The organism is Acinetobacter sp. ABJ-A23_2 (genome assembly GCF_044538765.1).
In the GTDB taxonomy this organism is placed as follows: Bacteria; Pseudomonadota; Gammaproteobacteria; order Pseudomonadales; family Moraxellaceae; genus Acinetobacter; species Acinetobacter nosocomialis_A.
The window spans coordinates 1-26,743 of the sequence record NZ_JBIUCP010000036.1 but is presented as its reverse complement, the minus strand read 5'-3'; the positions used below and the strand labels follow the sequence as shown (position 1 = coordinate 26,743).

27 protein-coding genes are annotated in these 26,743 nt (G+C 37.3%); 17 read left to right on the top strand and 10 right to left on the bottom strand.

All coding sequences use genetic code 11. The features are described 5' to 3' along the window. Positions 1 to 27 precede the first annotated feature (27 nt). The gene (locus ACH63V_RS12880; RefSeq protein ID WP_396463721.1) at positions 28 to 729 is read right to left on the bottom strand and encodes an HAD family hydrolase; all 702 of its coding nucleotides are present in this window, start codon (positions 727 to 729) and stop codon (positions 28 to 30) included. Then, entirely contained in the window at positions 726 to 1,439 is a 714-nt protein-coding gene (gene ubiG / locus ACH63V_RS12875) for a bifunctional 2-polyprenyl-6-hydroxyphenol methylase/3-demethylubiquinol 3-O-methyltransferase UbiG (RefSeq protein ID WP_263612644.1), read from the bottom strand. The genes ACH63V_RS12880 and ubiG overlap by 4 nt, the downstream gene beginning before the upstream one ends. 179 nt (positions 1,440 to 1,618) lie before the next feature. Here ubiG and ACH63V_RS12870 point away from each other — a divergent pair, with 179 nt between their 5' ends. Then, complete coding sequence (locus tag ACH63V_RS12870) at positions 1,619 to 2,236, top strand: thiol:disulfide interchange protein DsbA/DsbL (RefSeq protein ID WP_396463720.1); 618 nt, start codon at positions 1,619 to 1,621, stop codon at positions 2,234 to 2,236. Between the two features lie 81 nt (positions 2,237 to 2,317). On the opposite strand, the gene ACH63V_RS12865 is transcribed toward ACH63V_RS12870, so the two are convergent. Further along, positions 2,318 to 2,965, bottom strand: coding sequence for a TetR/AcrR family transcriptional regulator (locus ACH63V_RS12865; protein WP_209834843.1), 648 nt, complete (start codon positions 2,963 to 2,965; stop codon positions 2,318 to 2,320). 136 nt (positions 2,966 to 3,101) lie between these two features. Next, positions 3,102 to 3,740, bottom strand: coding sequence for a TetR family transcriptional regulator (locus tag ACH63V_RS12860; protein WP_000027529.1), 639 nt, complete (start codon positions 3,738 to 3,740; stop codon positions 3,102 to 3,104). Positions 3,741 to 3,913: 173 nt separating this feature from the next. On the opposite strand from ACH63V_RS12860, the gene ACH63V_RS12855 reads away from it, so the two are divergent. The 6 genes from ACH63V_RS12855 (at position 3,914) to ACH63V_RS12830 (ending at position 10,035) form a co-directional block, all read left to right on the top strand. Next, positions 3,914 to 4,939, top strand: a complete 1,026-nt coding sequence (locus ACH63V_RS12855) for a ferredoxin reductase (RefSeq protein WP_396463719.1) — start codon at positions 3,914 to 3,916, stop codon at positions 4,937 to 4,939. Positions 4,940 to 4,969: 30 nt separating this feature from the next. After that, positions 4,970 to 6,112, top strand: a complete 1,143-nt coding sequence (locus ACH63V_RS12850) for a fatty acid desaturase family protein (RefSeq protein ID WP_396463731.1) — start codon at positions 4,970 to 4,972, stop codon at positions 6,110 to 6,112. A 159-nt stretch (positions 6,113 to 6,271) separates the two neighbouring features. Further along, positions 6,272 to 6,988 (top strand): ribonuclease PH, encoded by a 717-nt coding sequence (gene rph / locus ACH63V_RS12845; RefSeq protein WP_004706096.1) that lies wholly within the window; start codon positions 6,272 to 6,274, stop codon positions 6,986 to 6,988. Positions 6,989 to 7,120: 132 nt separating this feature from the next. Beyond that, the gene (locus ACH63V_RS12840) at positions 7,121 to 7,255 is read left to right on the top strand and encodes a hypothetical protein (protein ID WP_264653691.1); all 135 of its coding nucleotides are present in this window, start codon (positions 7,121 to 7,123) and stop codon (positions 7,253 to 7,255) included. Between the two features lie 20 nt (positions 7,256 to 7,275). Further along, complete coding sequence (locus ACH63V_RS12835; RefSeq protein WP_396463718.1) at positions 7,276 to 9,444, top strand: phosphocholine-specific phospholipase C; 2,169 nt, start codon at positions 7,276 to 7,278, stop codon at positions 9,442 to 9,444. Positions 9,445 to 9,867: 423 nt separating this feature from the next. Then, the gene (locus ACH63V_RS12830) at positions 9,868 to 10,035 is read left to right on the top strand and encodes a hypothetical protein (RefSeq protein WP_000938939.1); all 168 of its coding nucleotides are present in this window, start codon (positions 9,868 to 9,870) and stop codon (positions 10,033 to 10,035) included. Here the strand turns inward: ACH63V_RS12830 and nadC are convergent. After that, positions 10,032 to 10,877, bottom strand: coding sequence for a carboxylating nicotinate-nucleotide diphosphorylase (nadC, locus tag ACH63V_RS12825; RefSeq protein WP_000026927.1), 846 nt, complete (start codon positions 10,875 to 10,877; stop codon positions 10,032 to 10,034). The genes ACH63V_RS12830 and nadC overlap by 4 nt on opposite strands. 171 nt (positions 10,878 to 11,048) lie before the next feature. On the opposite strand from nadC, the gene ampD reads away from it, so the two are divergent. Then, complete coding sequence (ampD, locus tag ACH63V_RS12820; protein WP_216984338.1) at positions 11,049 to 11,618, top strand: 1,6-anhydro-N-acetylmuramyl-L-alanine amidase AmpD; 570 nt, start codon at positions 11,049 to 11,051, stop codon at positions 11,616 to 11,618. Between the two features lie 72 nt (positions 11,619 to 11,690). Further along, the gene (gene murJ / locus ACH63V_RS12815; RefSeq protein WP_396463717.1) at positions 11,691 to 13,241 is read left to right on the top strand and encodes a murein biosynthesis integral membrane protein MurJ; all 1,551 of its coding nucleotides are present in this window, start codon (positions 11,691 to 11,693) and stop codon (positions 13,239 to 13,241) included. Positions 13,242 to 13,289: 48 nt separating this feature from the next. On the opposite strand, the gene ACH63V_RS12810 is transcribed toward murJ, so the two are convergent. The 5 genes from ACH63V_RS12810 to ACH63V_RS12790 form a co-directional block, all read right to left on the bottom strand. Next, on the bottom strand, positions 13,290 to 13,985 hold the full coding sequence (locus ACH63V_RS12810) for an FKBP-type peptidyl-prolyl cis-trans isomerase (RefSeq protein WP_396463716.1): 696 nt from the start codon (positions 13,983 to 13,985) through the stop codon (positions 13,290 to 13,292). A gap of 51 nt (positions 13,986 to 14,036) precedes the next feature. Beyond that, positions 14,037 to 14,759: an FKBP-type peptidyl-prolyl cis-trans isomerase gene (locus tag ACH63V_RS12805; RefSeq protein ID WP_396463715.1), complete on the bottom strand. Its 723-nt coding sequence runs from the start codon at positions 14,757 to 14,759 to the stop codon at positions 14,037 to 14,039. Positions 14,760 to 14,954: 195 nt separating this feature from the next. Next, positions 14,955 to 17,150: a polysaccharide biosynthesis tyrosine autokinase gene (locus tag ACH63V_RS12800; protein WP_396463714.1), complete on the bottom strand. Its 2,196-nt coding sequence runs from the start codon at positions 17,148 to 17,150 to the stop codon at positions 14,955 to 14,957. A gap of 21 nt (positions 17,151 to 17,171) precedes the next feature. Next, complete coding sequence (locus ACH63V_RS12795; protein ID WP_396463713.1) at positions 17,172 to 17,600, bottom strand: low molecular weight protein-tyrosine-phosphatase; 429 nt, start codon at positions 17,598 to 17,600, stop codon at positions 17,172 to 17,174. Between the two features lies 1 nt (position 17,601). Then, positions 17,602 to 18,744 (bottom strand): polysaccharide biosynthesis/export family protein, encoded by a 1,143-nt coding sequence (locus tag ACH63V_RS12790; RefSeq protein ID WP_396463712.1) that lies wholly within the window; start codon positions 18,742 to 18,744, stop codon positions 17,602 to 17,604. Positions 18,745 to 18,906: 162 nt separating this feature from the next. Between ACH63V_RS12790 and tviB the strand changes: the two genes are divergently transcribed. From tviB to ACH63V_RS12750, 8 genes are all read left to right on the top strand, one after another. Further along, positions 18,907 to 20,184, top strand: a complete 1,278-nt coding sequence (tviB, locus tag ACH63V_RS12785; RefSeq protein ID WP_396463711.1) for a Vi polysaccharide biosynthesis UDP-N-acetylglucosamine C-6 dehydrogenase TviB — start codon at positions 18,907 to 18,909, stop codon at positions 20,182 to 20,184. A 29-nt stretch (positions 20,185 to 20,213) separates the two neighbouring features. After that, positions 20,214 to 21,272, top strand: coding sequence for a dTDP-glucose 4,6-dehydratase (rfbB, locus tag ACH63V_RS12780; RefSeq protein ID WP_396463710.1), 1,059 nt, complete (start codon positions 20,214 to 20,216; stop codon positions 21,270 to 21,272). Beyond that, positions 21,272 to 22,144: a glucose-1-phosphate thymidylyltransferase RfbA gene (gene rfbA / locus ACH63V_RS12775; RefSeq protein ID WP_396463709.1), complete on the top strand. Its 873-nt coding sequence runs from the start codon at positions 21,272 to 21,274 to the stop codon at positions 22,142 to 22,144. The genes rfbB and rfbA overlap by 1 nt, the downstream gene beginning before the upstream one ends. 1 nt (position 22,145) lies before the next feature. Further along, positions 22,146 to 23,000: a WxcM-like domain-containing protein gene (locus ACH63V_RS12770; RefSeq protein ID WP_396463708.1), complete on the top strand. Its 855-nt coding sequence runs from the start codon at positions 22,146 to 22,148 to the stop codon at positions 22,998 to 23,000. Beyond that, complete coding sequence (locus ACH63V_RS12765) at positions 23,000 to 24,115, top strand: DegT/DnrJ/EryC1/StrS family aminotransferase (RefSeq protein WP_396463707.1); 1,116 nt, start codon at positions 23,000 to 23,002, stop codon at positions 24,113 to 24,115. Before ACH63V_RS12770 ends, ACH63V_RS12765 begins: the two co-directional genes overlap by 1 nt. Before the next feature lies 1 nt (position 24,116). Continuing rightward, positions 24,117 to 25,370, top strand: coding sequence for an O-antigen translocase (locus tag ACH63V_RS12760; protein ID WP_396463706.1), 1,254 nt, complete (start codon positions 24,117 to 24,119; stop codon positions 25,368 to 25,370). A gap of 3 nt (positions 25,371 to 25,373) precedes the next feature. Then, positions 25,374 to 26,285, top strand: a complete 912-nt coding sequence (locus ACH63V_RS12755; RefSeq protein ID WP_396463705.1) for a glycosyltransferase family 2 protein — start codon at positions 25,374 to 25,376, stop codon at positions 26,283 to 26,285. Positions 26,286 to 26,362: 77 nt separating this feature from the next. Then, positions 26,363 to 26,743, top strand: a 381-nt coding sequence (locus ACH63V_RS12750) for a glycosyltransferase family 2 protein (protein WP_396463704.1), incomplete at its 3' end; no start/stop codon positions are given.

Below are 26,743 nucleotides of genomic sequence, written 5' to 3'. Positions count from 1 at the left end.
GTTAAAAAAGCCTGTAAAACTCTTGTGTTAACCTATCATACGCTGATTTTCCTGTAGAGCAGGAAGCTTTTGACGTAACATCTCGTGTAATTCTGTCACCGTATTTACAATCGAATCAGCTTGCCAAGCAACTAGATCATCACGATGTTCAATAGGTAAATAACCGTATGCTGCCAAGATGGTATACATATTTGCATTGCGACCAGCATCAATATCACGAGGATGGTCACCCACATAAATAATTTCATCTGCTGGAATATTTAACTGCTTTGCAGCCAAATACATTGGTTCAGGGTCAGGCTTAGTTTTAGAAACATCTTCTGGACATACCAACACCGCGCAGCGCTCAGTCAGGTTTAATTTCTCTAATAATGACTCACTTAAACCGCGTGGTTTATTGGTCACAATACCCCACGGAATTTGCTGAGCTTCTAACTCTTCTAAAAGCGGATACATCCCTTCAAACAGGTCTGTGTCGACGACAATATTATTGCCATAAATATCTAAAAAGTTCTGGCGATGCGCCAAGAAAATTGGGTTGGTCACATCCAGTTCTGGATAGACCAATTTAACCATCGCACGTGCACCTTCAGAAACCTGAGTACGGATGAGGTCTGCTTCTACCACAGGACGTCTTTCATCACGGCACATTTGTTGAATAATACGGATAAAGTCGGCAGCCGTGTCGATGAGCGTGCCGTCTAAATCAAATAAAACAGCTTTCATCATGCACCTGTCTTTACTGTGTGAACCATATAGTTAACATCAACATTTGGCGCTAACCAATAACGCTTCGTAATTGGGTTGTAGTGTAAGCCCGTCATTTCTTTTAACGTTAGGCCTGCATTACGAATGTCATGTGCCATTTCTGAAGGGCGAATGAACTTGTGATAATCATGCGTACCTTTTGGCAGCATGCGTAGCACGTATTCAGCACCAATAATGGCGAACAAATAAGATTTTGGATTACGGTTAATGGTCGAGAAGAACACATGACCGCCCGGTTTAACCAAAGCCTGACATGCTTTAACAATAGATGCTGGGTCTGGAACGTGTTCCATCATTTCCATACAAGTGACCACATCGTATTGACCAGCTTGTTCTTGTGCCAACTCTTCAACCGGAATTTGGCGATATTCAATATTTTGAACATTGTCTTGTTGAGCATGTAAGCGACCAACAGCCAAAGGTGCTTCACCCATATCAATACCGAGTACGTCTGCACCACGGCGAGCCATACTTTCAGCTAAAATACCGCCACCACAGCCAACATCAAGAACCTTTTTACCGGCAAGACCACCAACACGTTCATCAATCCAGTTTAAACGTAATGGGTTGATTTGATGGAGTGGGCGAAATTCAGAATGTTGATCCCACCATTTGGCAGCAAGTGCTTCAAATTTTGCGATTTCTTGTAAATCAACATTCAATTGCGACATGGTGTCACCTCTAAACTTGGGTTATCTTTTTGATGTAGTTCGCCGTTAGTGTAGCGATTATTGGGAAAAAAGCGATAAACCCAATAAAAAACTTCACAGAAGCAAAACGAATTTAGCATATTTGTTTTATATTTAGGGCATAAGCTAATGCATAACAACTTAGAGGAAAAGCTGTAGCAATGAAAAAATTGGTTTTGGGTGGTTTGAGTGCAGCAATTATGGCCGTATCGGGTAGTGCAATGGCAGCAGATTTCGTTGCTGGTAAAGACTACACCGTGATTGCCAATCCAGGCAAAGTGGAAGTACCGGGGAAAATCGAAGTACGTGAGTTCTTTTGGTATGGCTGTCCGCACTGTTTTAAACTTGAACCACATATGCAAGCGTGGTTAAAACAGGCGCCGAGTGATATACGTTTCGTACGTACACCAGCCGCTATGAACAAAGTATGGGAACAGGGGGCACGTACTTATTATACATCTGAGGCATTAGGTGTACGTAAGCGCACGCATTTACCACTATTCCATGCGATTCAGGTAAATGGTCAGCAGATTTTTGACCAAGCTTCTGCGGCTAAGTTCTTCACACGCTATGGTGTGCCTGAACAGAAATTTAATAGTACTTACAACTCATTTGCTGTGACTGCAAAAGTTGCCGAGTCAAATAAACTTGCTCAACAGTACCAATTAACAGGCGTTCCTGCTGTAGTGGTAAATGGTAAATATGTTGTACAGGGTGAAGATGGTAAAGTTACTCAAGTACTTAACTACTTAATTGATAAAGAACGTAAAGCAAAATAATTTTGATTGCGTTAGAAAAAGGGCTTCATCAGAAGCCCTTTTTTAATATTTAATTACTTTCACAATCACGAAATAATTCAATTAATTTTGATGATTTTCTTCTTCAATCTGGAAATTTAGTGCATCAAAATTGGTGGTTTGCGTGGGTAATGACAATGCCTGATTAATATATAAATTAATCAATTTTTGGCGAGAACCAATCGAACGCTGATAGTAAGTCGAATTTAAAAGTAGTGACGCGCCATAAGTCAGCGACCAGATATAAGATAAATAGTCACGAATCGACATATCATAATTTAATGATTTTAAATAACTTTCGGTAATATCTTTAATCGCTAGAATACGTTGCTGACGGATTTCATACAGCTCTTCAAAAAGATGCTTCAACTTAGATTCTGTCATGGTCAGATTTTCTTCAAGTTGATGCAATAAAATGGTTTTTCCTGGGGTGAGTAAATGATGAAGCATGTAACGCGGTGCATACTCTTTGAAATCAGTATTATATTTTTGAGAAATTTCTAAAATTTGTTTTTCATTTTGAATAATGAGTTCAAGCAGAAGTTCATTTTTACTTCTAAAGTGCTTATAAAGCGTACCTTTTGCAATATCTAGCTCGGCCACTAATTCATCTAGAGTAATTTCCTGATTGTTTTCTAGTAACAATTTTTCAGCAACGCTTAGAATTTTTTCTTTGCGCATCAAAAATTGTGTATGACGATCAAGATTCATAGGTATTCCTGCACCAGTTTGGCCTAACGAATAGTTTACTTCCTGTAAAAAGAAAAAGACTTTTCTCGAAATTTTAGCCTTTTTCTTTCACTCTTTACGTATTAACACATAACCTGTTTTTTGTCATTTGCCAGTTTTACCGTTCCCAGTTAGCAATGCCTCTAAACAGTAAGCGAACTTGTGTAGATGCATTTTCAATAAAGGCAGTTTGCTGCTGTTTGAGTTGCTCACCTTGATATTGTTTGGCTAGGTTGAGCCACGTCATTGCCCATGTAAATGACATATTGGTCAAAATGGTAGATAAGACATTTAAGTCTTGAGGGTTTTGAATATGTTTAAAATTTTCGAGCTTAGTGAGATCTGTCGTTAAGTCTTCAATTAAAAATTCAATTTCTCTGGCAATGGCTGCACGAACCGTTTCCGAGCCGCCCCAACGTTCAGCAATCATAAATTGCCACTGTTTAGGGCTATGGTTCACTGCCTGCACAAATAGCTCAATGCTGGTTTGGGTTTTAGCAGATTTATGTTGTAAATAACTTTGTCCAAGTTGATGCAAAACGCTTTTTAAATGCAGCGCGACTTGATCAACCAGTTCTTTACCGAGTTCATCCATGTCTTGAAAATGACGATAGAACGCTGTTGGTACCAAACCTACTTCACGTGCAACTTCACGCAAACTGATACTACTGAACGAACGCCCAGACGTGCTTAGATGCAAGGCTGCATCGAGAAGTGCCTGACGACTTTGCTGTTTCCGTTCATCCCGTATCGACATTAAAAAAACCTATTTAAACCGTGAGCCAAAGTCTAACAAAAAAGAGCAAACTTTCATAAAAAAAATAGTGAACAAGTGTTGACTGAGTGAACACTTATAAATATAGTGTACATATGTTCACTATACGAACATGTGTTCACTCAAATAAATAGCCAGAAACAAAAGAGGAACGTATGAACGCAACACTTAACTATCAACCGCATTGGGTTCGAGAAGATTTCGTTGATTTTATTTTGCAAAAAATTAACGTGTCTTGGGCTTGGAAAAGGGTACTTGCAGAAGTTACCGTAGTTCAGCCACTTCATACTGATATGGTGCTCATCAAGCTTAAACCGAATCGTAATTTTAATTTCGATCAGGTTCGTGCAGGTCAAAGTATTTTACTGACTTTACTTATCGATGGCGTTTACCAACAGCGTAGCTATTCGATTATTGAAGTAACCACTCAAGGTGAAATCGCTTTAGGTATTAAAGTACAAGGCTTAGTGTCTCGTGCAGCTCAACTATTACATGTAGGCGAGTGTGTTGAGATTTCACAGCCACAAGGTGATTTCACTTTGCATCAAGGTCAGCAGCCTGCGATTTTGATTGCTTCAGGAAGTGGCATTACTGCAATTTATTCACTCTTGCAGCAAGCTTTGAAACAGCAGCTTGAACAAATTCATGTCATTTATTTTAATCGTGCAGAAATTTTTCATGCTGAATTAAAAGCTTTGGCAGAAAAGCACCCACAGCTTCAATATCATTTTTTTAATACTACTGAGCAAAAGCAGTATTTAACGGAAAGCTTACTGCAAAAGCTGGTTCCTGACTTTGAGCAAACAGCAACGTATGTTTGTGGTCATCACGGCATGATGCAACAGGCAAATGAAATTTATGCCCAAAAAGGTACTCAGTCTCAGCTTCATCAAGAGTATTTCCAACCACTTCAAGTGACGGGAACCCATACCGCACAGCCTGTTACTTTCCGCCGTGCTCAACACGAATTTTTAGCTGAAACAAATTTATTGAGCAGTGCAGAGCAGGCAGGACTACGTCCGCAACATGGCTGCCGTATGGGTGTTTGTAATAAATGCAGTTGTACCAAAGTGAGCGGAGTTACTCAAAACCTGTTAACAGGTGAAATTGAAGACCAACCGAACCGTCCAATTAAACTATGCGTGAGCCAGGCATTAAGCCCAGTCACGATTGATCTATAAAAAGAATTACAGAGGATTAACCCTATGAATATGGCATTAGAATTTTCTACCGTTTCTAAATCTGCTCATTTAACACCTGAACAGACTGAAGAGTTTGGTCGCCGTGTTGAACAGATTCGTCAAGAAGTGATGCAAAGTCTTGGTGAACAAGACGCAAAATATATCTATAAAGTGCGTAATTTTGTTCGCTATACCGAAATCGCATCGCGTGGCATGTTGATGTTTGGTGGCTGGATTCCACCTGTCTGGTTATTGGGTACAGGTTTACTGGGTATTTCTAAAATTGTAGAAAACATGGAACTTGGTCATAACGTCATGCATGGTCAGTTTGATTGGTTAAATGAACCAAGCCTGAACGGTAATACTTACGATTGGGATACCATTGCCTCGGGTGATGACTGGCGTGAAACACATAACTATGTGCACCATACTTATACCAATATTGTAGGTAAAGACCATGATGTGGGTTATGGCCTTTTACGAGTAAGTGACCAACAAAAGTGGGAACCTCGCCACCTGTTTAATATTCCACTCGGCCTACAGTTAATGTTTTTCTTTGAATGGTATGTAGGTGTACAAAACTTACATCTTGAAGATGCATTAGTTTATAAAACCAAAAGCTGGAAACAGGTGTGGAAAGATGCGGCTAAGGTCCGTAAAAAAGCAACGCGCCAAGTTTTAAAAGATTATGTGTTTTTCCCTGTGATCTCTGGTCCTATGTTTTTACCAGTTTTTGCAGGAAATGTAGTTGCCAATATTATTCGTAACTTGTGGTCATCTGCTGTGATCTTTAATGGCCACTTTACTGAAGATGCAGAAACGTTTGAACCAGACAATACAGATACTGAAACTAAGGCAGAGTGGTATTTACGTCAGATTCGTGGTTCAAGTAATTTTAGTGGGACAGAATGGCTTCATTTTCTGAGTGGTAACTTAAGCCATCAAATTGAACACCATTTATTCCCAGATATGCCTGCCAACCGCTATAAAGAAGTAGCCCCGAAAATTAAGGCACTTTGCGCTGAATATGGTATTAACTACAACGAGGCGAACTTTATGCGCCAGTTCTGGAGTGTATGGGTACGTTTAGCAAAATGTTCACTGCCAAACCATACCACAGGAAAAGTAATGCAGACATGGGAAAAGTTAAAAGCAAAATTCAAATTTGCGTAATCTCAGTTAATCCAAAATAGCTCCTTTTTAGGGGCTATTTTTATTTTTGAGTTATGAAACTTGCAGACTTACATTTCAAAGTAGGGAATAAACTCAACCTGTCAAAATCCTTTGCTATACTATGCCCAAGTTTGTATTTAAGAGAAGTTAGGAAGGATTATGCGTATTGACCAACGTGCATTAGACCAATTACGTGAAGTGAAAATTACACGAAACTACACCCGTTATGCTGAAGGTTCTGTGCTGGTCGAATTTGGTCACACCAAAGTCCTTTGTACTGCAAGCATTGATAACTCAGTGCCACGCTTTTTAAAAGGCCAAGGCCAAGGCTGGGTAACGGCAGAATATGGCATGTTACCGCGTTCAACCCATTCACGTTGTGACCGTGAAGCGGCTCGTGGCAAACAAACTGGTCGTACTCAAGAAATCCAACGTTTGATTGGCCGTAGCTTACGTGCGATGGTTGATTTGAAAAAGCTTGGTGAAAACACGATTACTATCGACTGTGATGTCATTCAGGCTGATGGTGGTACACGTACAGCTTCAATCACTGGTGCTGCTGTAGCCTTAGTTGATGCCATGAACGTTTTACTTGCACAGAAGAAAATTAAGCATGATCCGCTTAAAGGATTAGTCGCTGCAATTTCTGTCGGTATGTATCAAGATGAAGTACTTCTTGATCTTTGCTATGAAGAAGATTCGAACTGTCAAACTGACTTAAACGTAGTAATGACACAAGCGGGTGAGTTTATTGAAATTCAAGGTACAGCCGAAGATAAACCGTTTACTCGTGCACAAAGCAATGCCATGTTAGAAATGGCTGAAAAAGGGATTGCCGAGCTGATTAAAAAGCAGCAAGAAGCTTTAGGCTGGTAATTTCAAGTTATCTAAAAAACGCATCTTCGGATGCGTTTTTTATGCCTTCATCAAATCGACATAAAAACATCACTTGCCTGTCACTTTTACGCTTTATTAGTAGTTCGCATTTAAACCGTTTGGAAAAAACCAATGCGAAAACTTTCACTTTTATTTATTACATCTTTAGCGCTTATGCTCAGTGCTTGTAACGATGACAACAACTCAGATAATTCATCGCCAACAACACCGCCAACCAGCAATTGCAAAATGCACTGTGCACCATAATAAAAATTAAGGATGAAAAAATGAATCGTCGCGAATTTCTTTTAAACTCTACAAAAACCATGTTTGGAACAGCTGCTTTAGCGAGTTTCCCGCTGAGTATTCAAAAAGCCTTAGCTATTGATGCCAAAGTTGAAAGTGGAACTATTCAAGATGTTAAACACATCGTGATTTTGACTCAGGAAAACCGTTCTTTTGATAATTATTTCGGAACATTAAAAGGTGTACGTGGTTTTGGTGATCGTTTTACCATTCCAATGACGGAAAGCCGAAAGGTTTGGGAACAATATGATGCGAATAAAAAGAAAGTATTGCCGTACCATCTCGACAGTCGTCTAGGGAACGCTCAGCGAGTTTCAGGCACTCCTCACTCATGGTCTGATGGCCAAGCAGCTTGGGACAATGGTCGTATGAGTGATTGGGTAGCCTACAAAAAACCGCAGTCGATGGGCTACTACAAAAAACAAGAAGTCGAATATCAATTTGCCTTAGCCAACGCTTTTACGATTTGTGATGCCTACCACTGCGCTATGCATGCAGGGACTAACCCGAACCGTAAGTTTATTTGGACTGGAACGAATGGCCCGACAGGTGCAGGTGTTGCCAGTGTGGTCAATGAATTTGATGGAATTGGCCCATCAACAGAAGGTTATGAATGGACGACGTATCCTGAGCGACTACAGCAGGCTGGCGTGACATGGAAAGTTTATCAAAATATGCCAGATAACTTTACCGATAACCCTTTAGCTGGTTTCAAGCAATATCGCCGTGCTAACGAGCAATCTGGTCAACCTGTCAGTAATGACACCCCAACATGCCCAGCATACGATGAAAAAATCGATGCAACACAGCCACTTTATAAAGGTATTGCCAATACCATGCCAGACGGTGGTTTTCTAGGAACTTTTAAAGCTGATATTGCACAAGGTAAATTACCGCAAGTGAGTTGGTTAGTTGCTCCAGCGACCTACAGTGAGCATCCGGGGCCATCAAGTCCTGTACAGGGTGCTTGGTATATTCAGGAAGTATTAAATGCTTTAACTGAAAATCCTCAAGTGTGGAGTCAAACGGTTTTATTGGTGAACTTCGATGAAAATGACGGTTTCTTTGACCATGTCCCTTCACCAAGTGCACCGTCTAAAGATTTAAACGGTGTCGTATATGGAAAAACTACATTAAGTGATCAGCAAGTATCTTATGAGTACTTTAACCATCCAGCAGTAGCGACTTCAAAATCTCAACCTAAGCCAGATGGTCGAGTGTATGGGCCAGGTGTACGCGTTCCGATGTATGTGATTTCGCCATGGAGCCGTGGTGGCTGGGTAAACTCTCAAGTCTTTGACCATACTTCTATTTTACAGTTCTTAGAAAAACGTTTTGGTGTGCAAGAGCCGAATATTAGTCCATATCGCCGCGCCGTATGTGGTGATTTAACGACAGCATTTAATTTTAAAACACCGAACCTTTTGCCTGTTGCTGAACTAGATGGGAAGAAAACCAAAGCCGAAGCCGATGCGATTCGTGTTGCTCAAGCTTTGTTGCCACAAGTTCCTGTTCCGAGCCAGCAGCAATTTCCTCAGCAGGAAATGGGGATTAGACCATCACGTGCTTTGCCATATATTTTACACACCAGTGCCAAAGTCGATGCCACTCAAAAGACAGTTAAATTGATGTTCTCAAACACAGGCAAACAAGCAGCCGTTTTCCATGTCTATAATCGATTAGATCTTATAGTAGCGCCTCGTCGCTATATGGTTGAGGCGGGTAAACAGCTTGATGACGTGTGGAATACTACAAATGGACAGTATGATTTATGGGTGCTTGGACCAAATGGTTTCCACCGTGCGTTTAAAGGTAATTTGAGCCAAGTTAACCAAACTCAAGCGTTACCGGAAATTAGAGTATGTGTGGAAGAGTGTGATGCGAATTTGTATTTAAAAGTGCGTCATGATGGCAGTAAGTCAGTTAAGCTCACAGTCAAAGCAAATGCTTATCTACCAAATAAAACATGGAATATAGAAACCAACAGTTCCGAAAAAGAATTGGTTTGGGATATGTCTGAATTTGGTGGTTGGTATGACTTTACGGTGACATTAGCGGACGATGCGACGTTTAATCGTCGTTTTGCAGGACGTATAGAAACTCAAGAAGATTCAATTTCTGATCCATATATGGGTTATTTAGAGTCTTGAATTGCTGTAATGGATGAATGATTAAGCTGACGTTTTGAGTTAATAATTTATTTTAAATTAGCTAGCACGACGGAATCTTATCGTTTATTCATCCAGTGGAAGTAGCTAATTCGTTACTTTGGTTTCGCCCAAAGTAAAGTACGTAATAAAGATTAATTAATCTTTATTACGTATCGAAAGGCAACAGTTGGCTTAATAAGATTCTTGCGCTTCGACAAAGCTATAATCGCTTTGTCTTGCTCAGGTTGTAGATGACACCTAGCACAATCTAAAGTTGGGAAATATAAAGGAATAGAGGGTAATATCTTGTATAGAGGAATAATAAAAATAAAGACTTACCTTTTGTAACAGAATCTCCTAAGCCTGGTCATATTTATCTTTTACCTTGAAACCCTAAATTTTTTAAAGTAATGGGGAAGATTTATGCTACAAGGTTTTATTGTATTATTAGCAGTAGTTACTTTTGTTTTAATGGCTGCCGATCCACGGGATAGTGGGGCACAAGCGACTCAGTCAGCATGGCAAAAAACACAAGCGGCAGACATGACCAAGTCGCAAAAAAATACCAATAATGATGCTGATTTTATTTAGGCATTAAAACGCATTGATAAATCAACGGCTTTGACATCTTTAGTCAACACGCCCATAGAAATATAGTCGACACCAGTAGTCGCCACTTCGCGTAAGTTTTCAATAGTGATATTGCCCGAAGCTTCGAGTTTACAGCGACCCGCCACGTGTTTTACAGCATCAATCATTTGTTGTTGGCTAAAGTTGTCGAGCATGACAATGTCCGCACCTGCTTCAAGCGCTTGGTTTAGCTCATCCCAAGTTTCAACTTCGACTTCAACAGGTTTACCCGGCGCAATTTGATGTGCTTTTGCAATCGCTTGGGCAATACCGCCCGCTGCCATAATATGATTTTCTTTAATTAAGAATGCATCAAATAAACCGAGGCGGTGATTTTGTCCGCCGCCGACGGTTACGGCGTATTTTTGTGCAATACGTAAGCCCGGTAAAGTTTTACGTGTATCGAGAAGCTTTGTGTTTAAACCTTCAAGATGCTGAACATATTCAGCAGTTTTTGTTGCAACAGCAGACAAAGTTTGAATAAAGTTCAAAGCCGGGCGCTCTACTGTCAGTAAACTACGTGCAGAACCAGCAAGCTTTAAAAAGGCTTCATTTGCAGCAACACGGTCACCTTCTTGTTTTAACCAAGTCACCTGCACAGTGTTGTCATAAGCTGAGATGAGCGCATTCACCCACGGCTGTCCAGCTAAAACCATATCTTCACGGCTAATGATGGTTGCAGTTGCCTGTTCATCTTCTGGCGTGAGCATGGCGGTAATATCACCGTCCCCAATATCTTCTTGTAATGCTTGTTGAATATTGATTTGAATTGACTGTTCAAGCAAAGACTGAGGTATGCTCATACGGTTTCCATTTTGTCGATGACCCTAAAACTTGCGATATATTAGCACCGTCGACTTTAAAAATAAGCTGTTTTATTCGTTTAATCGCGATAAACAATCGTGCTGACTACTTTGAAAAGCACATAACTGTTTTAAACTAAAACAATTGGCAAGCAATTTATTGGCATTTCAATGAAGCAAATCACACCGTATGAAGTTATAGATGGACAATTAAAAGGGGCGAGACAAGTTCCTTCTCCAAATTTTAACCAGCGTCCGACTGGGACTGAAATTCAAATGATTGTGGTTCATAATATTAGCTTGCCGCCATCTCAATTTGGAGGGGGATACATTGAGCAGTTTTTCCAAAATAAGTTAGATTGGTCAGTTCATCCTTATTTTCAGACTATTGAGGGGATGCAAGTTTCTACCCATCTGTTAATTTTAAGAACAGGTGAAGTCCTACAGTTTGTTAATTTTAATGATCGTGCATGGCATGCAGGACGTTCGAGTTATTTAGCTAAAGTTGAATGCAATGATTATTCAATTGGGATAGAACTTGAAGGAAGTGATGATTTACCTTTTGACGAAGTACAGTACAGCGTACTAACCGATGTAGTTACTGCTATTCGTCAGGCTTATCCTGAAATTAAAAACCATATTGCAGGGCATTCAGACATTGCACCGGGTCGAAAAACCGATCCGGGGCCTTATTTTAAATGGCAACACTTTAGACAACTGTTAGCACAGAAAAAAACTTGAGTTCATTCATCATTTCACAACGAAAAGATTTTCTAGTTTCATTACAATAGCGACTTTCGAATATAGCTGTAGGTGAGTACGATGGCATTGTGGCGATCGACTTTTATTGTCAGTGCGATGACGATGTTGTCACGGGTATTGGGCTTAGTACGAGATGTCGTATTGCTCAACGTGTTTGGTGCGGGTAAAGATTTCGATACCTTTGTCGTTGCTTTTCGTATTCCCAACTTCTTTCGAAGGTTGTTTGCCGAAGGGGCTTTTTCACAGGCTTTTATTCCGGTACTAACCGAATATAAAACAGGCCGAGCACATGCTGAAGTTCAAATCCTGATTAGTCGGGTATTTGGTTGCTTACTCACAGTCATGACCTTACTCACTTTCGTGGCTATGGTCTTAGCACCTGCAATCATCTATATGTATGCGCCGGGTTTTCATAATGACCCTGAAAAGTTCGATTTAGCGGTCAGCATGTTCCGTCTGACTATTCCATATTTAATGTTTATGTCACTGACTGCTTTTGCCAGCAGTATCTTAAACAGTTACGGTTCTTTTGCTTCCCCAGCTTTTTCACCTGTATTGCTCAATGTAGCAATGATTGCAGGTGCATGGTGGCTTACGCCATATATGGCTGAGCCAATTAAAGCATTAGGATGGTCAGTTGTAGTAGCGGGTATTTTACAGTTAGCTGTACAAATTCCTGAGTTATGGCGTAAAAACCTCTTAATTCCACCTAAAGTTGATTTTAAACACGAGGGTGTAGAACGTATTTTAAAATTAATGCTTCCTGCATTATTTGGCGTATCTGTAACTCAGATTAACCTATTATTAAATACGATTTGGGCATCTTTCATGCAGGATGGTTCAGTGTCTTGGCTCTACAGTGCTGAGCGTATGACTGAGCTACCGTTAGGTTTAATCGGGGTTGCGATTGGTACAGTGATTTTACCTTCGCTTTCAGCCCGCCATGCTGAGCAAGATCAGGAAAAGTTCCGTGGCATGATTGACTGGGCAGCAAAAGTTATTGTGTTGGTTGGTTTACCAGCAAGTATTGCTTTGTTTATGCTTTCCACACCGATTATTCAGGCTTTATTCCAACGTGGTGAGTTTGATCTACGTGATACGCAAATGACAGCACTTGCATTGCAATGTATGAGTGCTGGTGTAATTTCATTTATGCTCATTAAGGTATTCGCGCCTGGTTTCTATGCACAGCAAGATACCAAAACACCGGTCCGTGTGGGTTTAATGTCAGTTGCTGCAAATGCAATTTTAAACGTTGTATTCATTGGATTCTTTAAACTGATCAATTGGCAGGCTGAGCATATGGCGCTTGCACTGGCATCTTCTGGTTCAGCTTTGGTAAATGCTGGCTTGCTCTACTTCTATCTACATAAGCGTAATATTTTCCGATTTGGCGCGCATTGGAAAAAACTAGTCCTTCAATATGGTTTAGCAAACCTTGCCATGATTGCAGCGCTTTGGTTTGGGTTAAGTTGGTATAACGGTGAACTTTCTCAATGGATCCGCATTGCTGAGGTCGCAGGTCTATGCGTAGTAGGCGTAATCGCTTACTTAATTGGCTTACTGATTACTGGTTTTAGACCGAGAGATTTAAAACATTAAAATAAAAAAGCGATCATTTATGATCGCTTTTTTTCTAACTAAAAAAATTTATTTTGGCAAAACTTGTAGTAATTCAACATCAAAAATTAACGTGCTATTTGGACCGATGCTATCACCAGCACCTACTTCGCCATAAGCAAGTTTAGCAGGAATGAAGAAACGGGTTTTACCGCCTTCTTTCATTGTCTGTAAGCCTTCTGTCCAGCCTGCAATAACTTGGTTTAATTGGAAATCTACAGGATGATTACGTGCAATTGAGCTATCAAAAACAGTCCCATCAAGTAAACGACCTTCATAGTTAACTTTTACACGAGAGGTGGCTTTAGGTGTTTTACCAGAACCTTCTTTTAATATCTGATATTGCAACCCAGATTTGGTCGTAATTACACCAGATTTTTTAGCATTTTCTGCAAGGAAAGCAGCGCCAGCCTGAGCATTTTGTTGACCTAATTTTTGAAACTCGATGAGCTGTTTAGCTTCTAAAGTTTTCTTATACTCATTAATTGCTTTCGCCATTTCTTCGTCTGTTAAGCGGGCATTTTTTTTCTGTGCACCTTCTTGAAGACCTTGGTAAAAGATATCAAGATTTAAATCTGTTAATGCATCAGTATTATTACGACCCATTAAATAGCCATAACTATAGCTAAACTGATCCTTTGCTGGACTTTTATTTGTTATCGGTGTGGCAGCAAGAACAGATAAACTCATTGTGGATGCTGCAATAAACAAACTAATTTTTTTCATGCCATTTTCCAAAAAAAAACAGGAGAGTATAACGGCTCTCCTGAATTGTTATTATTTCACTGAAATAAGTTCTACATCAAAAATCAGTGTACTGTTTGCAGGGATCCCTGGAAGTTCTTGTGGACCGTATGCAAGGTTTGATGGGATAAAGAAAGTCGCTTTTCCGCCTTCTTTCATGAGTTGAAGACCTTCAGTCCAACCTGGAATGACCTGATTAAGAGGGAACTCAACTGGCTGACCACGTTTATAAGAACTATCAAAAACCTGACCGTTAATTAAACGTCCTTCATAATGTACTTTAACAACTGACTGAGCTGTTGGCTGCTTACCAGTACCTTCTTTAGTAATGATATATTGCAAGCCTGATGCAGTAGTTTTTACCCCAGCTTTAGTTTTGTTTTCAGTAAGGAATTGTGCATCTGCAGATTCAGAAATTGTACCTGCTTGCTCTGATTTGTCTGGGTGCTGCATTTTTTGTTGTAACTCTTTTTCATAAGCTGCAACAGCTGCTTTTAAATCTTCTTGAGTATAAGCACTTGGCTGCTTGCTACGAGCATCATGGATCCCTTGAACAAAGGCCTTAGTATCCAATTCTGGAGGAGTTTGTTGCGCAACTTCATAACCAAGAACATAACTGATTTTTTGAATTGGAGAAGCATTTTTGTCTGCTTTACGTCCGACTTCTGTGGTCGGATGTTGAGTTGCATAATATACAGGTACAAGTGCAGCACCGCCTAAAACTACAGCGACAGCAATGGGTAAGGCTTTACTCATAAAAGGTTCCAAAAATAATCATTTGAGTCTAAAAGGCTGCTTTGATCTTAGCATGCTTCGACTTAAGCATAGAATGTTTAACAAAAAAAACGAGTGGTTTTTTTATATATTTTAGTTAGTTTTAATTTGGCGAAACTTAAAAAATCAAATAAAAAAACCGGATCATTTGATCCGGCTTTTTAAGAAAACTCTTAATTAATCTTCTTTTTGTGCTTTATATGCATAGGCATAGTTATAGCCATAACCACCGCCACTAGAGCGTTGAATATCGTTAAGGATAAAGCCATTCACTTTAACACCAGCTTGTTCAAAGCGGTTAACTGTTAATTCAAGCTCTTTCATATGAGACTTGATATAACGGGCAACAATTAAGTTTACGCCAGTATATTGAGAAATAATAATACCATCAGTTACTGCAAGCACTGGTGGAGTATCAATAATGATATGGTCATATTGAGCCTGGAGCTGCTCGAGTAATTCTTTAAATTGTGTAGAGCTCAACATCTCTGAAGGATTGGTTGGGCTCTTGCCACGAGTAATCACATCAAGATTTGCAACTTGTGTTTTATGTAATACTTGTGACAAATCGGCCTGTCCACTTAGTAATTCAGAAAGACCTGGTTTTACATCGACATCGAAGTATTTATGCATATAACCACGGCGCATATCAGCATCAATCAATAATACGCGTTTATTCCCTTGTGCAAAAATAGTGGCCAAGTTAGTTGAAATAAACGATTTACCGACCTCTGGAGATGGTCCAGCAATCATAATAATATTATTTTTTGCTGTAGTTAATGCGAAATGGATTGCTGTACGAATACTACGTAAACTTTCGATTGCAATATCATCGCTACTTTTAACAGCCAAAATAGGAATACTCTTTTTCTTCTTCAAAATACTCATACGAGTTTCTTGAATAGGAGAACGAGGTACAGTTGCGTAAACTGGGAGGTCAAGTTCATTTTCAATTTGAGCAGAATCTTTGACGCCACTACGCATCATATTACGTAATAATGCAATTAATACACCGATAAAACCACCAACAAAAATAGAAAGTATTAGAACAATCAATTTCTTAGGTTTAATCGGTTTAACAGGTTCTACAGCAGTATCAATAATGCGAACATTGCCAATCTCACCCGCATTAGCGATTTTGAGTTGCTGATATGAGTTGAGTAATGATGTATACAGTTCAGTATTGACCTTTACATCACGATATAGTTGTAAATATAAACGTTGTGTCTCAGGTAGTTGTGTTAAACGATTGTTAAGATCAGTAATTTTTTTATTAATCTCTGCAATTTGAGCATCAATTTGCATAATTAATGGATGATCATTGGTATATTTAGCAGAAAGCTCAGCCTGTTTCTGTTGTAACTCGATCTTGAGTTTTTCTAAATCAATATTTTGTTTGAGTAATAGTTCAGACTCGGCATTTACGTCTACCGTTTTATATTTTTCACGGAATTGATTAAATTTAATTTCAGAATCTTCTAACTGTTTTCGAAGTTCTGGTAATTGCTTTTCAAGGAAAGTTAAAGTTTGTTTAGACTCTAGAGACTTTCTCGCAATATTTTGTTGATGATAAACGTTTAAAATATTGTTAAGTACTTGGGTGATATGTTCAGGATCTTGACCTAAATAGCTTAGACCAATAACTCCAGTCAGCTTACCTTTTTCAGCAACGTTGTAAATGGAGTTGAATTGATTTACAGCTGTTAAAAGGGCTAGTTTAGTTACAGTATAACTTTGCTCTTTGAACTCACCTTGAGCATTGATTTGAATTTGCCATAAGCCTTTATTCGTACTTAATACATTTTTTTGATTCAATGCGCCGCTAAACACAACTTGATCTTTATGAATTAGATTAAATCGATTTGCATCTTTAAACTCTAATTTTAAAGGTCTATCCAAATAGTATTCAGGTATATTGAACTGTTTAATAGTTAATCTATTATTTTTATTAGAATACACTACAGAATCATGGCGATATACAATCTTACTTTTGTTTTCAGTAATTAGCTTATTCGCCAATCCAGATAAATTATCTTTGATATTAATATCAAGATTGAGATTGTGAATTACTTGTCCTAAAACCATGCGAGATTTCAAAATTTCGATTTCTGCATCTGTAGGAGATTTCTGTCCTAATCCACCTGTTACTTTCGATAAATCTCCAAGTAAAGCTGCTGATGCAGCACCTTTACTATCTTCCACTTGCACCATTGCGTCTACCGCATAAATATCTGGTGTTATGCGTAAATATAATAAGGCACAAATTAAACTTAAAATCACACAGCATGCTATGATTTTCCACTGCGCAATCAAAGAAAAGAATAACTCTTTTAAATCGATGCTATCTTCGCTGGTTTTAGAGTTTTGGTTCATAAGTTTACAACTAATATACAATTATAATTGAGTGCGCCAATCTTGCACATAGCTTTGAATATTGTGGCAAGTCTGATCAAAAAAAGCTTGGTCATGCTGATAAGGATCAGGTACATTTTGCCCTTGCCAATGGCCAAGTCTAAAAATTTTTCCCTTAGCAAATGGCCAAGTTTGTTCAATATGCTTTTGTTGATTATTGCTCATTACCAAAATTAAATCATTTTGTTTGATTAACTCAGCACTGAGCTGACGAGCAATATGGGGACGTATATCAATACTCAGCTGATCCATACAATGAATAGCTTTGTCATCTGCAGTATGCCCTACTAGAGCCGAAATACCAGCAGATGAGATATTTAATGTAGGATGTTGAGCCTTTAAAAAGTACTCTGCCATGGGACTGCGGCAAATATTACCTATACAGACCACTAAGATATTTTGTAACTGCATTCTAGTTTTTACCCAATTGATCAAAGGTATAAAGTGCACTTGAGAATGGTACAATCTGGTTCATAATACGTTGCCAGCGTGTTAAACCAGTTGCATCAATATACACAATATCATTTTTTTGCATTTGGAATTGGTTTGATAATGCAAGGTTGCCAATACTACTTAAATTGAGCTGATAGATTGTTGATTTTTTTGTTTGTAAATTAGTACGCATTACGTAAATACGGGCTGCACTTGCAGAGTATGGGTTAACTCCTTCACTCTCACCCAATACATCACTCAAAGTCATACCTTGATCTCGTAATGGAATTGCTGAGCTTTTATTAGACTCACCCATAACGTAAAGTTTTTGGTTTTGTTTGGTATTTACATAGATCGTATCATTGGGTTGAACCAATAATTTGTGAAGTGAATAGCCTTGCTTCTCAAGTGCGACTACATTTAAGTTATAAACTTCGCCATTACGAATAAGCTGAATATCGGTATTGTCACCAGACTCTTGATTTACACCGCCTGCCATACTTAAGGCTGTATAAATACTGATAGGTTGATCATCTAAAGTATATTGACCACTCTTCATGACCTGACCGTTAACAAAATAACGTTTTGCTTGGTAAGATAGCACTCTAACTACCACGTCCGGTGTTTTTAAATATTTAGCAAATTGATTGCGTAAATATTTATTGGTCTCAGCAAGTGTTTTTCCGGCAATATGAACTTGACCTACGAGCGGTAATTGAACATTTCCTGTGGAGTCAATTGGGTATCCAAATGCTTTAATATCACTAGAAGAACCTTGAACAGGGGGAGTAATTTCAGGATAAGCCCAAAGTTGAATAGATAAGACATCTCCAGGACTTAAGCGATATTGATAAAAAGGGGTATGAAATAAAGCGCTTATATTTCCTTGCGGTCGCAAATATTCAGAACTGATTTTTGGAATATTGTTTTGGGTGAGTTGAACTACCGAAACTTCTGCGCCTTGAGCTGTTTTAAAAGTTCCCTGTTCGGGTAAGTCATAAGTTTGTAAGCCTGAGGTGACTGCACATCCTGTAAACGAAAGTGAAATGGCTAAAAATAATAATGTGCTTTGATGCTTCACATTCAAACCCTTTATTGTTTGTAATCCAATGATACTTTGCATGAAGATATTGGATTGTAGTCTATAATTAACCCAAATCATACTTTATTTGCCGAGCAGTGATTGTATATTTCGAGAAAATTTTGTTTAAAGTCTGCTATATTAACGTAGTAGGTCGTATCCATGATGTTTGTCCATTTAGATCTAAATGGTTAGGTTTTATATATGTTTCAACTTGAACAATTAAAAATATCAATTATCGGCTTAGGGTATGTTGGGCTGCCTTTAGCTGTTGAATTTGGTAAACATAAACCTACAATAGGCTTTGATATAAACCCGCAACGGATACGAGAGTTACAAAGTGGCCATGACCATACCTTAGAAGTTGCTTCAGACGAGCTGAAACAAGTAGAACATCTCTCATACACTGCAGATATCAATGATTTAAAAAATTCAAATTTCTTTATAGTTACTGTACCTACACCAATCGATGACTTTAAACAGCCAGACCTGACCCCGCTTATAAAAGCATCCCAAAGCATTGCTAAAGTTCTAAAAAAAGGCGATATCGTTGTTTATGAGTCAACGGTTTATCCTGGTGCGACAGAAGAGGTTTGTATACCTGAATTAGAAAAACATTCGGGTTTAAATTTTAATAAAGATTTCTTTGTTGGTTATAGTCCAGAACGTATTAATCCTGGTGATAAACAACGACGTGTCACTAATATTTTAAAAATTACCTCAGGTTCGACTCCAGAGGTCACTGACTATGTTGATCAAGTATATAATTTAATTATTGAGGCGGGTACACATAAGGCCCCGAGTATCAAAGTCGCTGAGGCTGCTAAAGTCATTGAAAATACACAAAGAGATGTGAATATCGCTTTAATCAATGAGTTAGCTCTGATTTTTAATAAAATGGGTATCGATACAGAAGATGTACTCAAGGCAGCAGGTACAAAATGGAATTTTTTAAACTTTAGACCTGGTTTAGTTGGTGGTCATTGTATTGGTGTTGACCCGTATTATTTAACGCATAAAGCACAGTCAATTGGTTTACATCCAGAAATTATTTTGGCAGCTCGTCGTTTAAATGATCGTATGGGTGAATATGTTGCAACCCAATTGATCAAAGAAATGGTAAAGCAGCGCATACAAGTGGTAGGTGCTCGTATATTAATTTTAGGTTTGAGCTTTAAAGAAAACTGCCCTGATATCCGGAACACCAAAATTGTAGATATGGTGAAAGCACTAAAGGAATACGATTTAGATCTTGATATTTACGATCCTTGGGTGGATAGTGCCGAAGTTGAGGGTGAGTATGGCTTAGCTCCGGTTACGGAATTAAAGCAAGATCATTATGATGCAATAGTTATTGCTGTTGCCCATGATCAGTTTAAAGCAATGTCGAGTCAGGAGCTCATTGCATTAGGCAAAGAGAAACATGTTTTATATGACTTAAAATATGTTTTAGATAAAGAACAAAGTGATATTCGACTGTAAAAATTACTAGTTATTAGCATAGGAATTTTATGAAAATTTTAGTCACTGGTGGTGCAGGTTTTATTGGTTCTGCCGTCATTAGAAATATTATAAAAAATACTCAAGATGAAGTATTAAATATAGATAAATTAACATATGCAGGCAATTTAGAATCATTGTCTGAAATTGATATGGATCCACGATATCAATTTGCACAAGTTGATATTTGTGATAGTGAGCGTTTAACAGAAATTTTTAAAATTTTCCAACCGGATGCTGTGATGCATCTAGCAGCCGAGTCACATGTTGATCGCTCTATTGATGGTCCAGCTGAGTTTATTACAACAAATATTGTGGGCACTTATACATTATTAGAGGTTGCACGTAAGTACTGGCTACAATTAAATGAAGAAAAGAAAGCCTCTTTTAAATTTCATCATATTTCAACAGATGAGGTTTATGGTGATTTAGAAGGTACAACAGATCTATTCACTGAAACGACATCTTATGCGCCAAGTTCGCCGTATTCAGCAAGTAAAGCAAGTTCTGATCATTTAGTTCGTTCTTGGCATAGAACATATGGTTTACCAACGGTAGTAACGAATTGTTCAAACAATTACGGTCCATACCACTTTCCAGAAAAGCTCATTCCACTAGTGATCTTAAATGCGCTGGATGGTAAGGCTTTACCGATTTATGGTAAAGGTGATCAGATCCGTGATTGGTTGTATGTCGAAGATCATGCCAAAGCTTTATATAAAGTTGTGACTGAAGGTAAAGTTGGAGAAACCTATAATATCGGTGGTCATAATGAAAAACAAAATATAGAAGTTGTGAAAACAATTTGTAAAATTTTAGATGAATTAAAACCACAAAATAATCATCAACCTTATGAGACATTAATCACTTTCGTAAAAGATCGTCCAGGACATGATTTACGTTATGCAATTGATGCCTCAAAAATTGCAAAAGATTTAGGCTGGAAGCCTGAGGAAACATTTGAAACAGGTATTAGAAAGACTGTTGAGTGGTATTTAAATAATTTAGAGTGGTGCCGCCGGGTACAAGATGGCAGTTACCAAAGAGAAAGATTAGGTGTAAGTGCATAATGAGTACAAAAGGTATAATTTTAGCAGGTGGTTCTGGGACACGTTTGTATCCGATCACAAAAGGCGTTTCAAAACAACTGTTACCAATTTACGATAAGCCAATGGTTTACTATCCATTGTCTGTTTTGATGTTGGCTGGTATTCGTGAAGTTCTTATTATCAGTACGCCAGACGATATAGATGGCTTTAAGCGATTATTGGGTGATGGTTCACAATTCGGTGTTGAATTAAGTTATGCCGTTCAACCAAGTCCGGATGGTTTAGCTCAAGCATTTATTATTGGCGAAGAGTTTATTGGCAAAAGTAATGTTTGTTTAGTACTTGGCGACAACATTTTCTATGGTCAAGGTTTTACGCCAATGCTACGCCAAGCTGTGGCCCGTCAAAAGGGTGCAACCGTATTTGGTTATCAAGTCAAAGATCCTGAACGTTTTGGTGTTGTTGAGTTTGATGAGGAAAAACGAGCAGTTTCATTAGAAGAAAAACCAAAACATCCAAAATCGAATTTTGCGGTTACGGGTCTTTATTTTTACGATAATGATGTAGTGAAAATTGCAAAACAAGTAAAACCATCAGATCGTGGTGAACTTGAAATTACGACAGTGAACCAGATGTATCTAGACCGTGGTGATCTCAATGTTGAGTTACTTGGACGTGGTTTTGCCTGGTTAGATACAGGAACACATGCAAGCTTACTTGAAGCAGCACAGTTTGTTGAAACTATTGAAAAACGTCAAGGTTATAAAGTGGCTTGTCTTGAAGAAATTGCACTTCATAATGGTTGGTTGACGAAAGCTCAAGTATTAGAAATCGGCCAAAGCATGAGTAAGAATGATTATGGTCAATATTTGATTTCTTTGGTAACCGAATAACATGAGCCTTGTAAAATTAATTGACTTGCCGAGTTTTGGTGATGAACGAGGTGGTTTAGTTGCGATTGAGTCTAATCAGTCAATTCCTTTTGATGTGAAACGTTTGTATTACATCTTTAATACGTCACAAAAACCGCGTGGCTTTCATGCTCATATTGATTTAAAACAAGTTGCAATATGTTTGAAAGGTAGCTGTAGATTTATTCTGGATAATGGTTCTACTAAAGAAGAAGTTGTTTTAGATAACCCGACCCAAGGTTTGGTTATTGAAGGATTGATCTGGCGTGAAATGCATGATTTTTCAGAAGATTGTGTATTACTAGTTTTAGCAAGTGAACACTTTACAGAGCAAGATTATATTCGAAATTACGATGAGTTTCTGCATGTAGTAAATCAGCCTTATATTCATCCATTATCCGATGTTAAATCTAAAAATATTGGTCAAAAAACAAAAGTTTGGCAATATAGTGTGATTTTCCCACAAGCGGTTATTGGGGAAAATTGTAATATTTGTGCGCACACTATGATTGAAAATGATGTGCAAATTGGTAATAACGTCACAATTAAATCAGGTGTGTATGTATGGGATGGGATTACATTAGAAGATAACGTTTTTGTTGGTCCTAGCGTTACTTTTACAAATGATAAGACTCCCCGTTCAAAGCAATACCCCGATGAGTTTCTAAAAACTATAGTTGAACAAGGTGCAAGTATTGGCGGTAATGCTACCATTTTACCAGGCATAAGAATTGGTCGAAATGCATTAGTTGGTGCAGGTGCAGTAGTAACTAAAGATGTTCCGGAAAATGCAATTGTAGTAGGAAATCCTGCAATTATTAAAGGCTATGTGAAATAATGATTCCTTTCTTAGATTTAAAAAGTATAAATAGTCAATATCGTGCAGAACTCATTGAGGCTTGTACTCGTGTCATAGACTCTGGTTGGTACATAGGTGGAAATGAGCTAGCTCAATTTGAACAAAACTTTGCGGAATATTGTGGAGTAAAATTTGCAATTGGAGTTGCAAATGGTTTAGATGCCTTGATTCTTACGCTTCGAGCATGGAAAGAGTTGGGGAAACTAAATGATGGTGATGAAGTAATCGTCCCATCAAATACATACATTGCAAGTATTTTAGCAATCACTGCAAATAACCTAACTCCAGTTTTAGTTGAACCGGATATTAATACTTATAATATCGATCCAAGCAAGATTGAGGCTGCAATTACTCCAAAAACGAAAGTAATCTTACCTGTTCATTTATATGGGCAATTAGCAGAAATGCCTGCAATCATGGCAATTGCTAATAAATATAATCTACTTGTTTTAGAAGATTCAGCTCAATCACATAGTGCTGAAATTAATGGAATAAAAGCTGGAAACTGGGGAGATGCTTCTGGTTTTAGTTTTTATCCTGGTAAAAATTTAGGTGCATTAGGGGATGCTGGTGCTGTAACCACTAATAATGAAGAACTTGCACAAATGTTACGTGCTCTTCGTAATTATGGTTCTCATGAAAAATATAAAAATTTAGTACCTGGTGTAAATAGTCGTCTTGATGAAATTCAAGCTGCCATGCTAGATATTAAATTAAAATATTTAGATCAAGAAATAGCCCATCGTCGTAAAATTGCGCAATTATATTTGCAGCATATAGTTAATCCTTTAATCCAATTACCCTTAGCTCAGAAAAATGCTGAAGAGTATCAGCAACACGTTTGGCATTTATTTGTGATTCGTACTGAGCATCGCGAGGCTTTACAAAAATACTTGGCTGAACAAGGGGTACAAACTTTAATTCATTATCCTATCCCACCTCACAAGCAACAGGCTTATAAAGAATGGAATGATTTAAGTTATCCTGTATCTGAAAAAATTCATGCAGAAGTGATGAGTTTACCTATTGGCCCTACACTAAGCGTGGAAGAGGCTGAGAAAGTAATTCAGATTTGTAATAATTTTAAAGTCTAAAATGAATTTACTAAAAACAAGTGTACTAAATGGCGTGGCTGTTTTAATTAAAACGGCCACGATGTTTATTTTAAATAAGATTTTAGCTATTTATGTTGGCCCAGCTGGTTATGCAGCTATTGGGCAGTTCCAAAATTTTATACAAATGGTAACAACCTTCGCCGGTAGTGCAATTAATACTGCAGTTATTAAATATACGGCTGAGTATTATGAAGATGAAACCAAACAACGAAATATATGGAAAACAGCGGGAAGTATTGTCTTGCTTTTTAGCTTAATTTTTTCCTTAATTATTCTAATTTTTCAAAAACAACTTTCAATTTATATTTTTCATACAGATCTTTATCAAACGGTTTTTGTTTGGTTTGCTGTATTTCTGACATTTTTTACTTTTAATGCACTTTTTTTAGCGATTTTAAATGGGAAAAAAGAAGTTTTAAGATTAGTTATTGCAAATATTATAGGTAGTATCTTTTCTTTAGCTGTAACGAGTCTCTTAGCAATAAAATATAGTTTATATGGTGCTTTGGTTGCTCTTTCAATTTATCAATCATTAGCTTTTTTAGTGACTTTATTCTTATGTTATAAAGCTGACTGGTTTAAGCTAAGTTATTTATTTGGAAAAATAGATAAAGTTATTGCTAAAAAATTTGTAGCCTTTGTCTTTATGGCGCTGGTTAGTGCTGTTTGTGTTCCTCTTTCCCAAATGGTTATTCGAAGTTATTTAACACATGAATATGGTGTAACTTATGCAGGATATTGGGAAGCAATGATTCGCCTAAGTGCAGCATATTTAATGTTGGTAACGACAACATTAGGAGTTTATTACTTGCCTAGACTCTCTGAACTTTCAGAAATTAGGGAGATAAAAGCAGAAGTTTACCTCGGATATAAATTTATATTTCCGTTAGCTGCTATAGGCGGGTTTTTCGTCTATTTTCTTAGAGATTGGATTATTACATTATTATTTACTAAAACCTTTATGCCTATGCGAGATTTGTTTTTATGGCAAATGATAGGTGATTCTCTAAAAATCGGTAGTTGGATACTTGCCTATTTAATGTTGAGTAAGGCGATGACCAGATTATTTGTGACAACTGAAATTTTGTTTGCAATTACTTCAATTTTATTAACTTATGCATGTACTCATATGTTTGGTTTTGAAGGGGTATCTATAGCTCATTTAGTTAATTATGGAATGTATTGGCTTATAGTAGGTTTTTTTGTTTTTAGAGTTTTAAAGGAAAAAAATTAAGCGATGAATAAAGTAAATCCACCTTTAGTTTCGATTGTTATACCCTGTTATAACCATGAAAATTTCGTACAAGACTGTATTCAAAGTGTATTAGATCAGACCTATCAAAATATAGAATTAATTATTATTGATGATGGTTCAAAAGATGATTCAGTTTTAAAAATTAAGCAAATGTTGGACAAATGTGAAAAACGATTCTTTCGTTTTGAATTTAGATATAGACCAAATAAAGGCTTAAGTGCAACATTAAATGAAGCATTAGAATGGTGTCAAGGTGAATACTTAGCGCCATTTGCTTCAGATGATATAATGTGTAACTTCCGAATTGAAAAACAAGTAGAGCATTTTAGTAAAATTACTAATGAGAATGTGGATGGGGTGTTTGGAGGTTATTATTTAATTGATAACTCCAATAAAATATTAACTCAAGTTGTTGGTGAATATAGGGAATTTAATAATACCCAAATTATTATGCATCAATTTGAATTGCCGGCACCTACTGCATTATTAAGGCTTTGTAAAGTTAAAGATGTAGGTGGATATGATCCTAATATAAAAATTGAAGATTGGTATATGTGGTTAAAATTAACAGAAAAAGGTAGAAAACTAATTTATATACCTGAAGTCTTATGCTATTACCGAAGTCATCCTACAAATTCTTCAAAAAATCTTCAATTTATGTATGATGAAAGCTTTAAACTACTGAATTTATTTAAAGATAATAAAGACTATTTACGTGCAGTTAAAAATATTGAAGGGCATAAAGTTACAGATGATTTAAATGTTAACACTGTACTTGCTATTAGTGGAGCTTGCAGAATTGTTAGAAATTATCCAACGGAAATTTTTTCTAGAAATATATTGCGCTTTATATATTACTGTTTTAAAGGTCTGAAAAAATGGTTTTCTTCATAGAATTATTCGTTTTTCATCATGTTGTGCGATAAAAATTACTGGCATTTAAATTGGGTTTTTGAGTAAAGAGGTTTTTAATGAACTGTGATATTTCAATAATTATTCCTGTTTATAATGCAGAGAAGTTTATTTTAAAAACTTTAGACTCAATAAAAAATCAATTAATTGATAGAAATAAATATGAAATTATATTAATTAATGATGGATCTACTGATTTATCAGAAAATTTAATATTAACTTATATTGATTTAAATAAAGAAATCAATATAAGTTATTTTTATAAGAAAAATGGGGGGTTAAGTAATACAAGGAATTTTGGTATTAGAAAAGCATCAGGGAAATATATTTGGTTTTTTGATGCAGATGATTTAATGGAGCCAGGGTGCTTAAAAAAAATCTTTAAAACCCTAGATAATGAATTGGGAATTGATTTTCTAGGATTAGGCATTCGCGATATT

Coding starts and splice junctions, on each gene's coding strand:
- ampD (WP_216984338.1), top strand. CDS start 11,049: ATGAAGCAAATCACACCGTATGAAGTTATAGATGGACAATTAAAAGGG.
- ACH63V_RS12865 (WP_209834843.1), bottom strand. CDS start 2,965: ATGAATCTTGATCGTCATACACAATTTTTGATGCGCAAAGAAAAAATT.
- ACH63V_RS12855 (WP_396463719.1), top strand. CDS start 3,914: ATGAACGCAACACTTAACTATCAACCGCATTGGGTTCGAGAAGATTTC.
- ACH63V_RS12770 (WP_396463708.1), top strand. CDS start 22,146: ATGAGCCTTGTAAAATTAATTGACTTGCCGAGTTTTGGTGATGAACGA.
- ACH63V_RS12860 (WP_000027529.1), bottom strand. CDS start 3,740: ATGTCGATACGGGATGAACGGAAACAGCAAAGTCGTCAGGCACTTCTC.
- rfbA (WP_396463709.1), top strand. CDS start 21,272: ATGAGTACAAAAGGTATAATTTTAGCAGGTGGTTCTGGGACACGTTTG.
- nadC (WP_000026927.1), bottom strand. CDS start 10,877: ATGAGCATACCTCAGTCTTTGCTTGAACAGTCAATTCAAATCAATATT.
- ACH63V_RS12810 (WP_396463716.1), bottom strand. CDS start 13,985: ATGAAAAAAATTAGTTTGTTTATTGCAGCATCCACAATGAGTTTATCT.
- ACH63V_RS12835 (WP_396463718.1), top strand. CDS start 7,276: ATGAATCGTCGCGAATTTCTTTTAAACTCTACAAAAACCATGTTTGGA.
- ACH63V_RS12800 (WP_396463714.1), bottom strand. CDS start 17,150: ATGAACCAAAACTCTAAAACCAGCGAAGATAGCATCGATTTAAAAGAG.
- ACH63V_RS12850 (WP_396463731.1), top strand. CDS start 4,970: ATGGCATTAGAATTTTCTACCGTTTCTAAATCTGCTCATTTAACACCT.
- ubiG (WP_263612644.1), bottom strand. CDS start 1,439: ATGTCGCAATTGAATGTTGATTTACAAGAAATCGCAAAATTTGAAGCA.
- rfbB (WP_396463710.1), top strand. CDS start 20,214: ATGAAAATTTTAGTCACTGGTGGTGCAGGTTTTATTGGTTCTGCCGTC.
- ACH63V_RS12755 (WP_396463705.1), top strand. CDS start 25,374: ATGAATAAAGTAAATCCACCTTTAGTTTCGATTGTTATACCCTGTTAT.
- ACH63V_RS12760 (WP_396463706.1), top strand. CDS start 24,117: ATGAATTTACTAAAAACAAGTGTACTAAATGGCGTGGCTGTTTTAATT.
- tviB (WP_396463711.1), top strand. CDS start 18,907: ATGTTTCAACTTGAACAATTAAAAATATCAATTATCGGCTTAGGGTAT.
- ACH63V_RS12805 (WP_396463715.1), bottom strand. CDS start 14,759: ATGAGTAAAGCCTTACCCATTGCTGTCGCTGTAGTTTTAGGCGGTGCT.
- ACH63V_RS12840 (WP_264653691.1), top strand. CDS start 7,121: ATGCGAAAACTTTCACTTTTATTTATTACATCTTTAGCGCTTATGCTC.
- ACH63V_RS12880 (WP_396463721.1), bottom strand. CDS start 729: ATGATGAAAGCTGTTTTATTTGATTTAGACGGCACGCTCATCGACACG.
- ACH63V_RS12765 (WP_396463707.1), top strand. CDS start 23,000: ATGATTCCTTTCTTAGATTTAAAAAGTATAAATAGTCAATATCGTGCA.
- ACH63V_RS12830 (WP_000938939.1), top strand. CDS start 9,868: ATGCTACAAGGTTTTATTGTATTATTAGCAGTAGTTACTTTTGTTTTA.
- ACH63V_RS12795 (WP_396463713.1), bottom strand. CDS start 17,600: ATGCAGTTACAAAATATCTTAGTGGTCTGTATAGGTAATATTTGCCGC.
- ACH63V_RS12790 (WP_396463712.1), bottom strand. CDS start 18,744: ATGCAAAGTATCATTGGATTACAAACAATAAAGGGTTTGAATGTGAAG.
- ACH63V_RS12870 (WP_396463720.1), top strand. CDS start 1,619: ATGAAAAAATTGGTTTTGGGTGGTTTGAGTGCAGCAATTATGGCCGTA.
- rph (WP_004706096.1), top strand. CDS start 6,272: ATGCGTATTGACCAACGTGCATTAGACCAATTACGTGAAGTGAAAATT.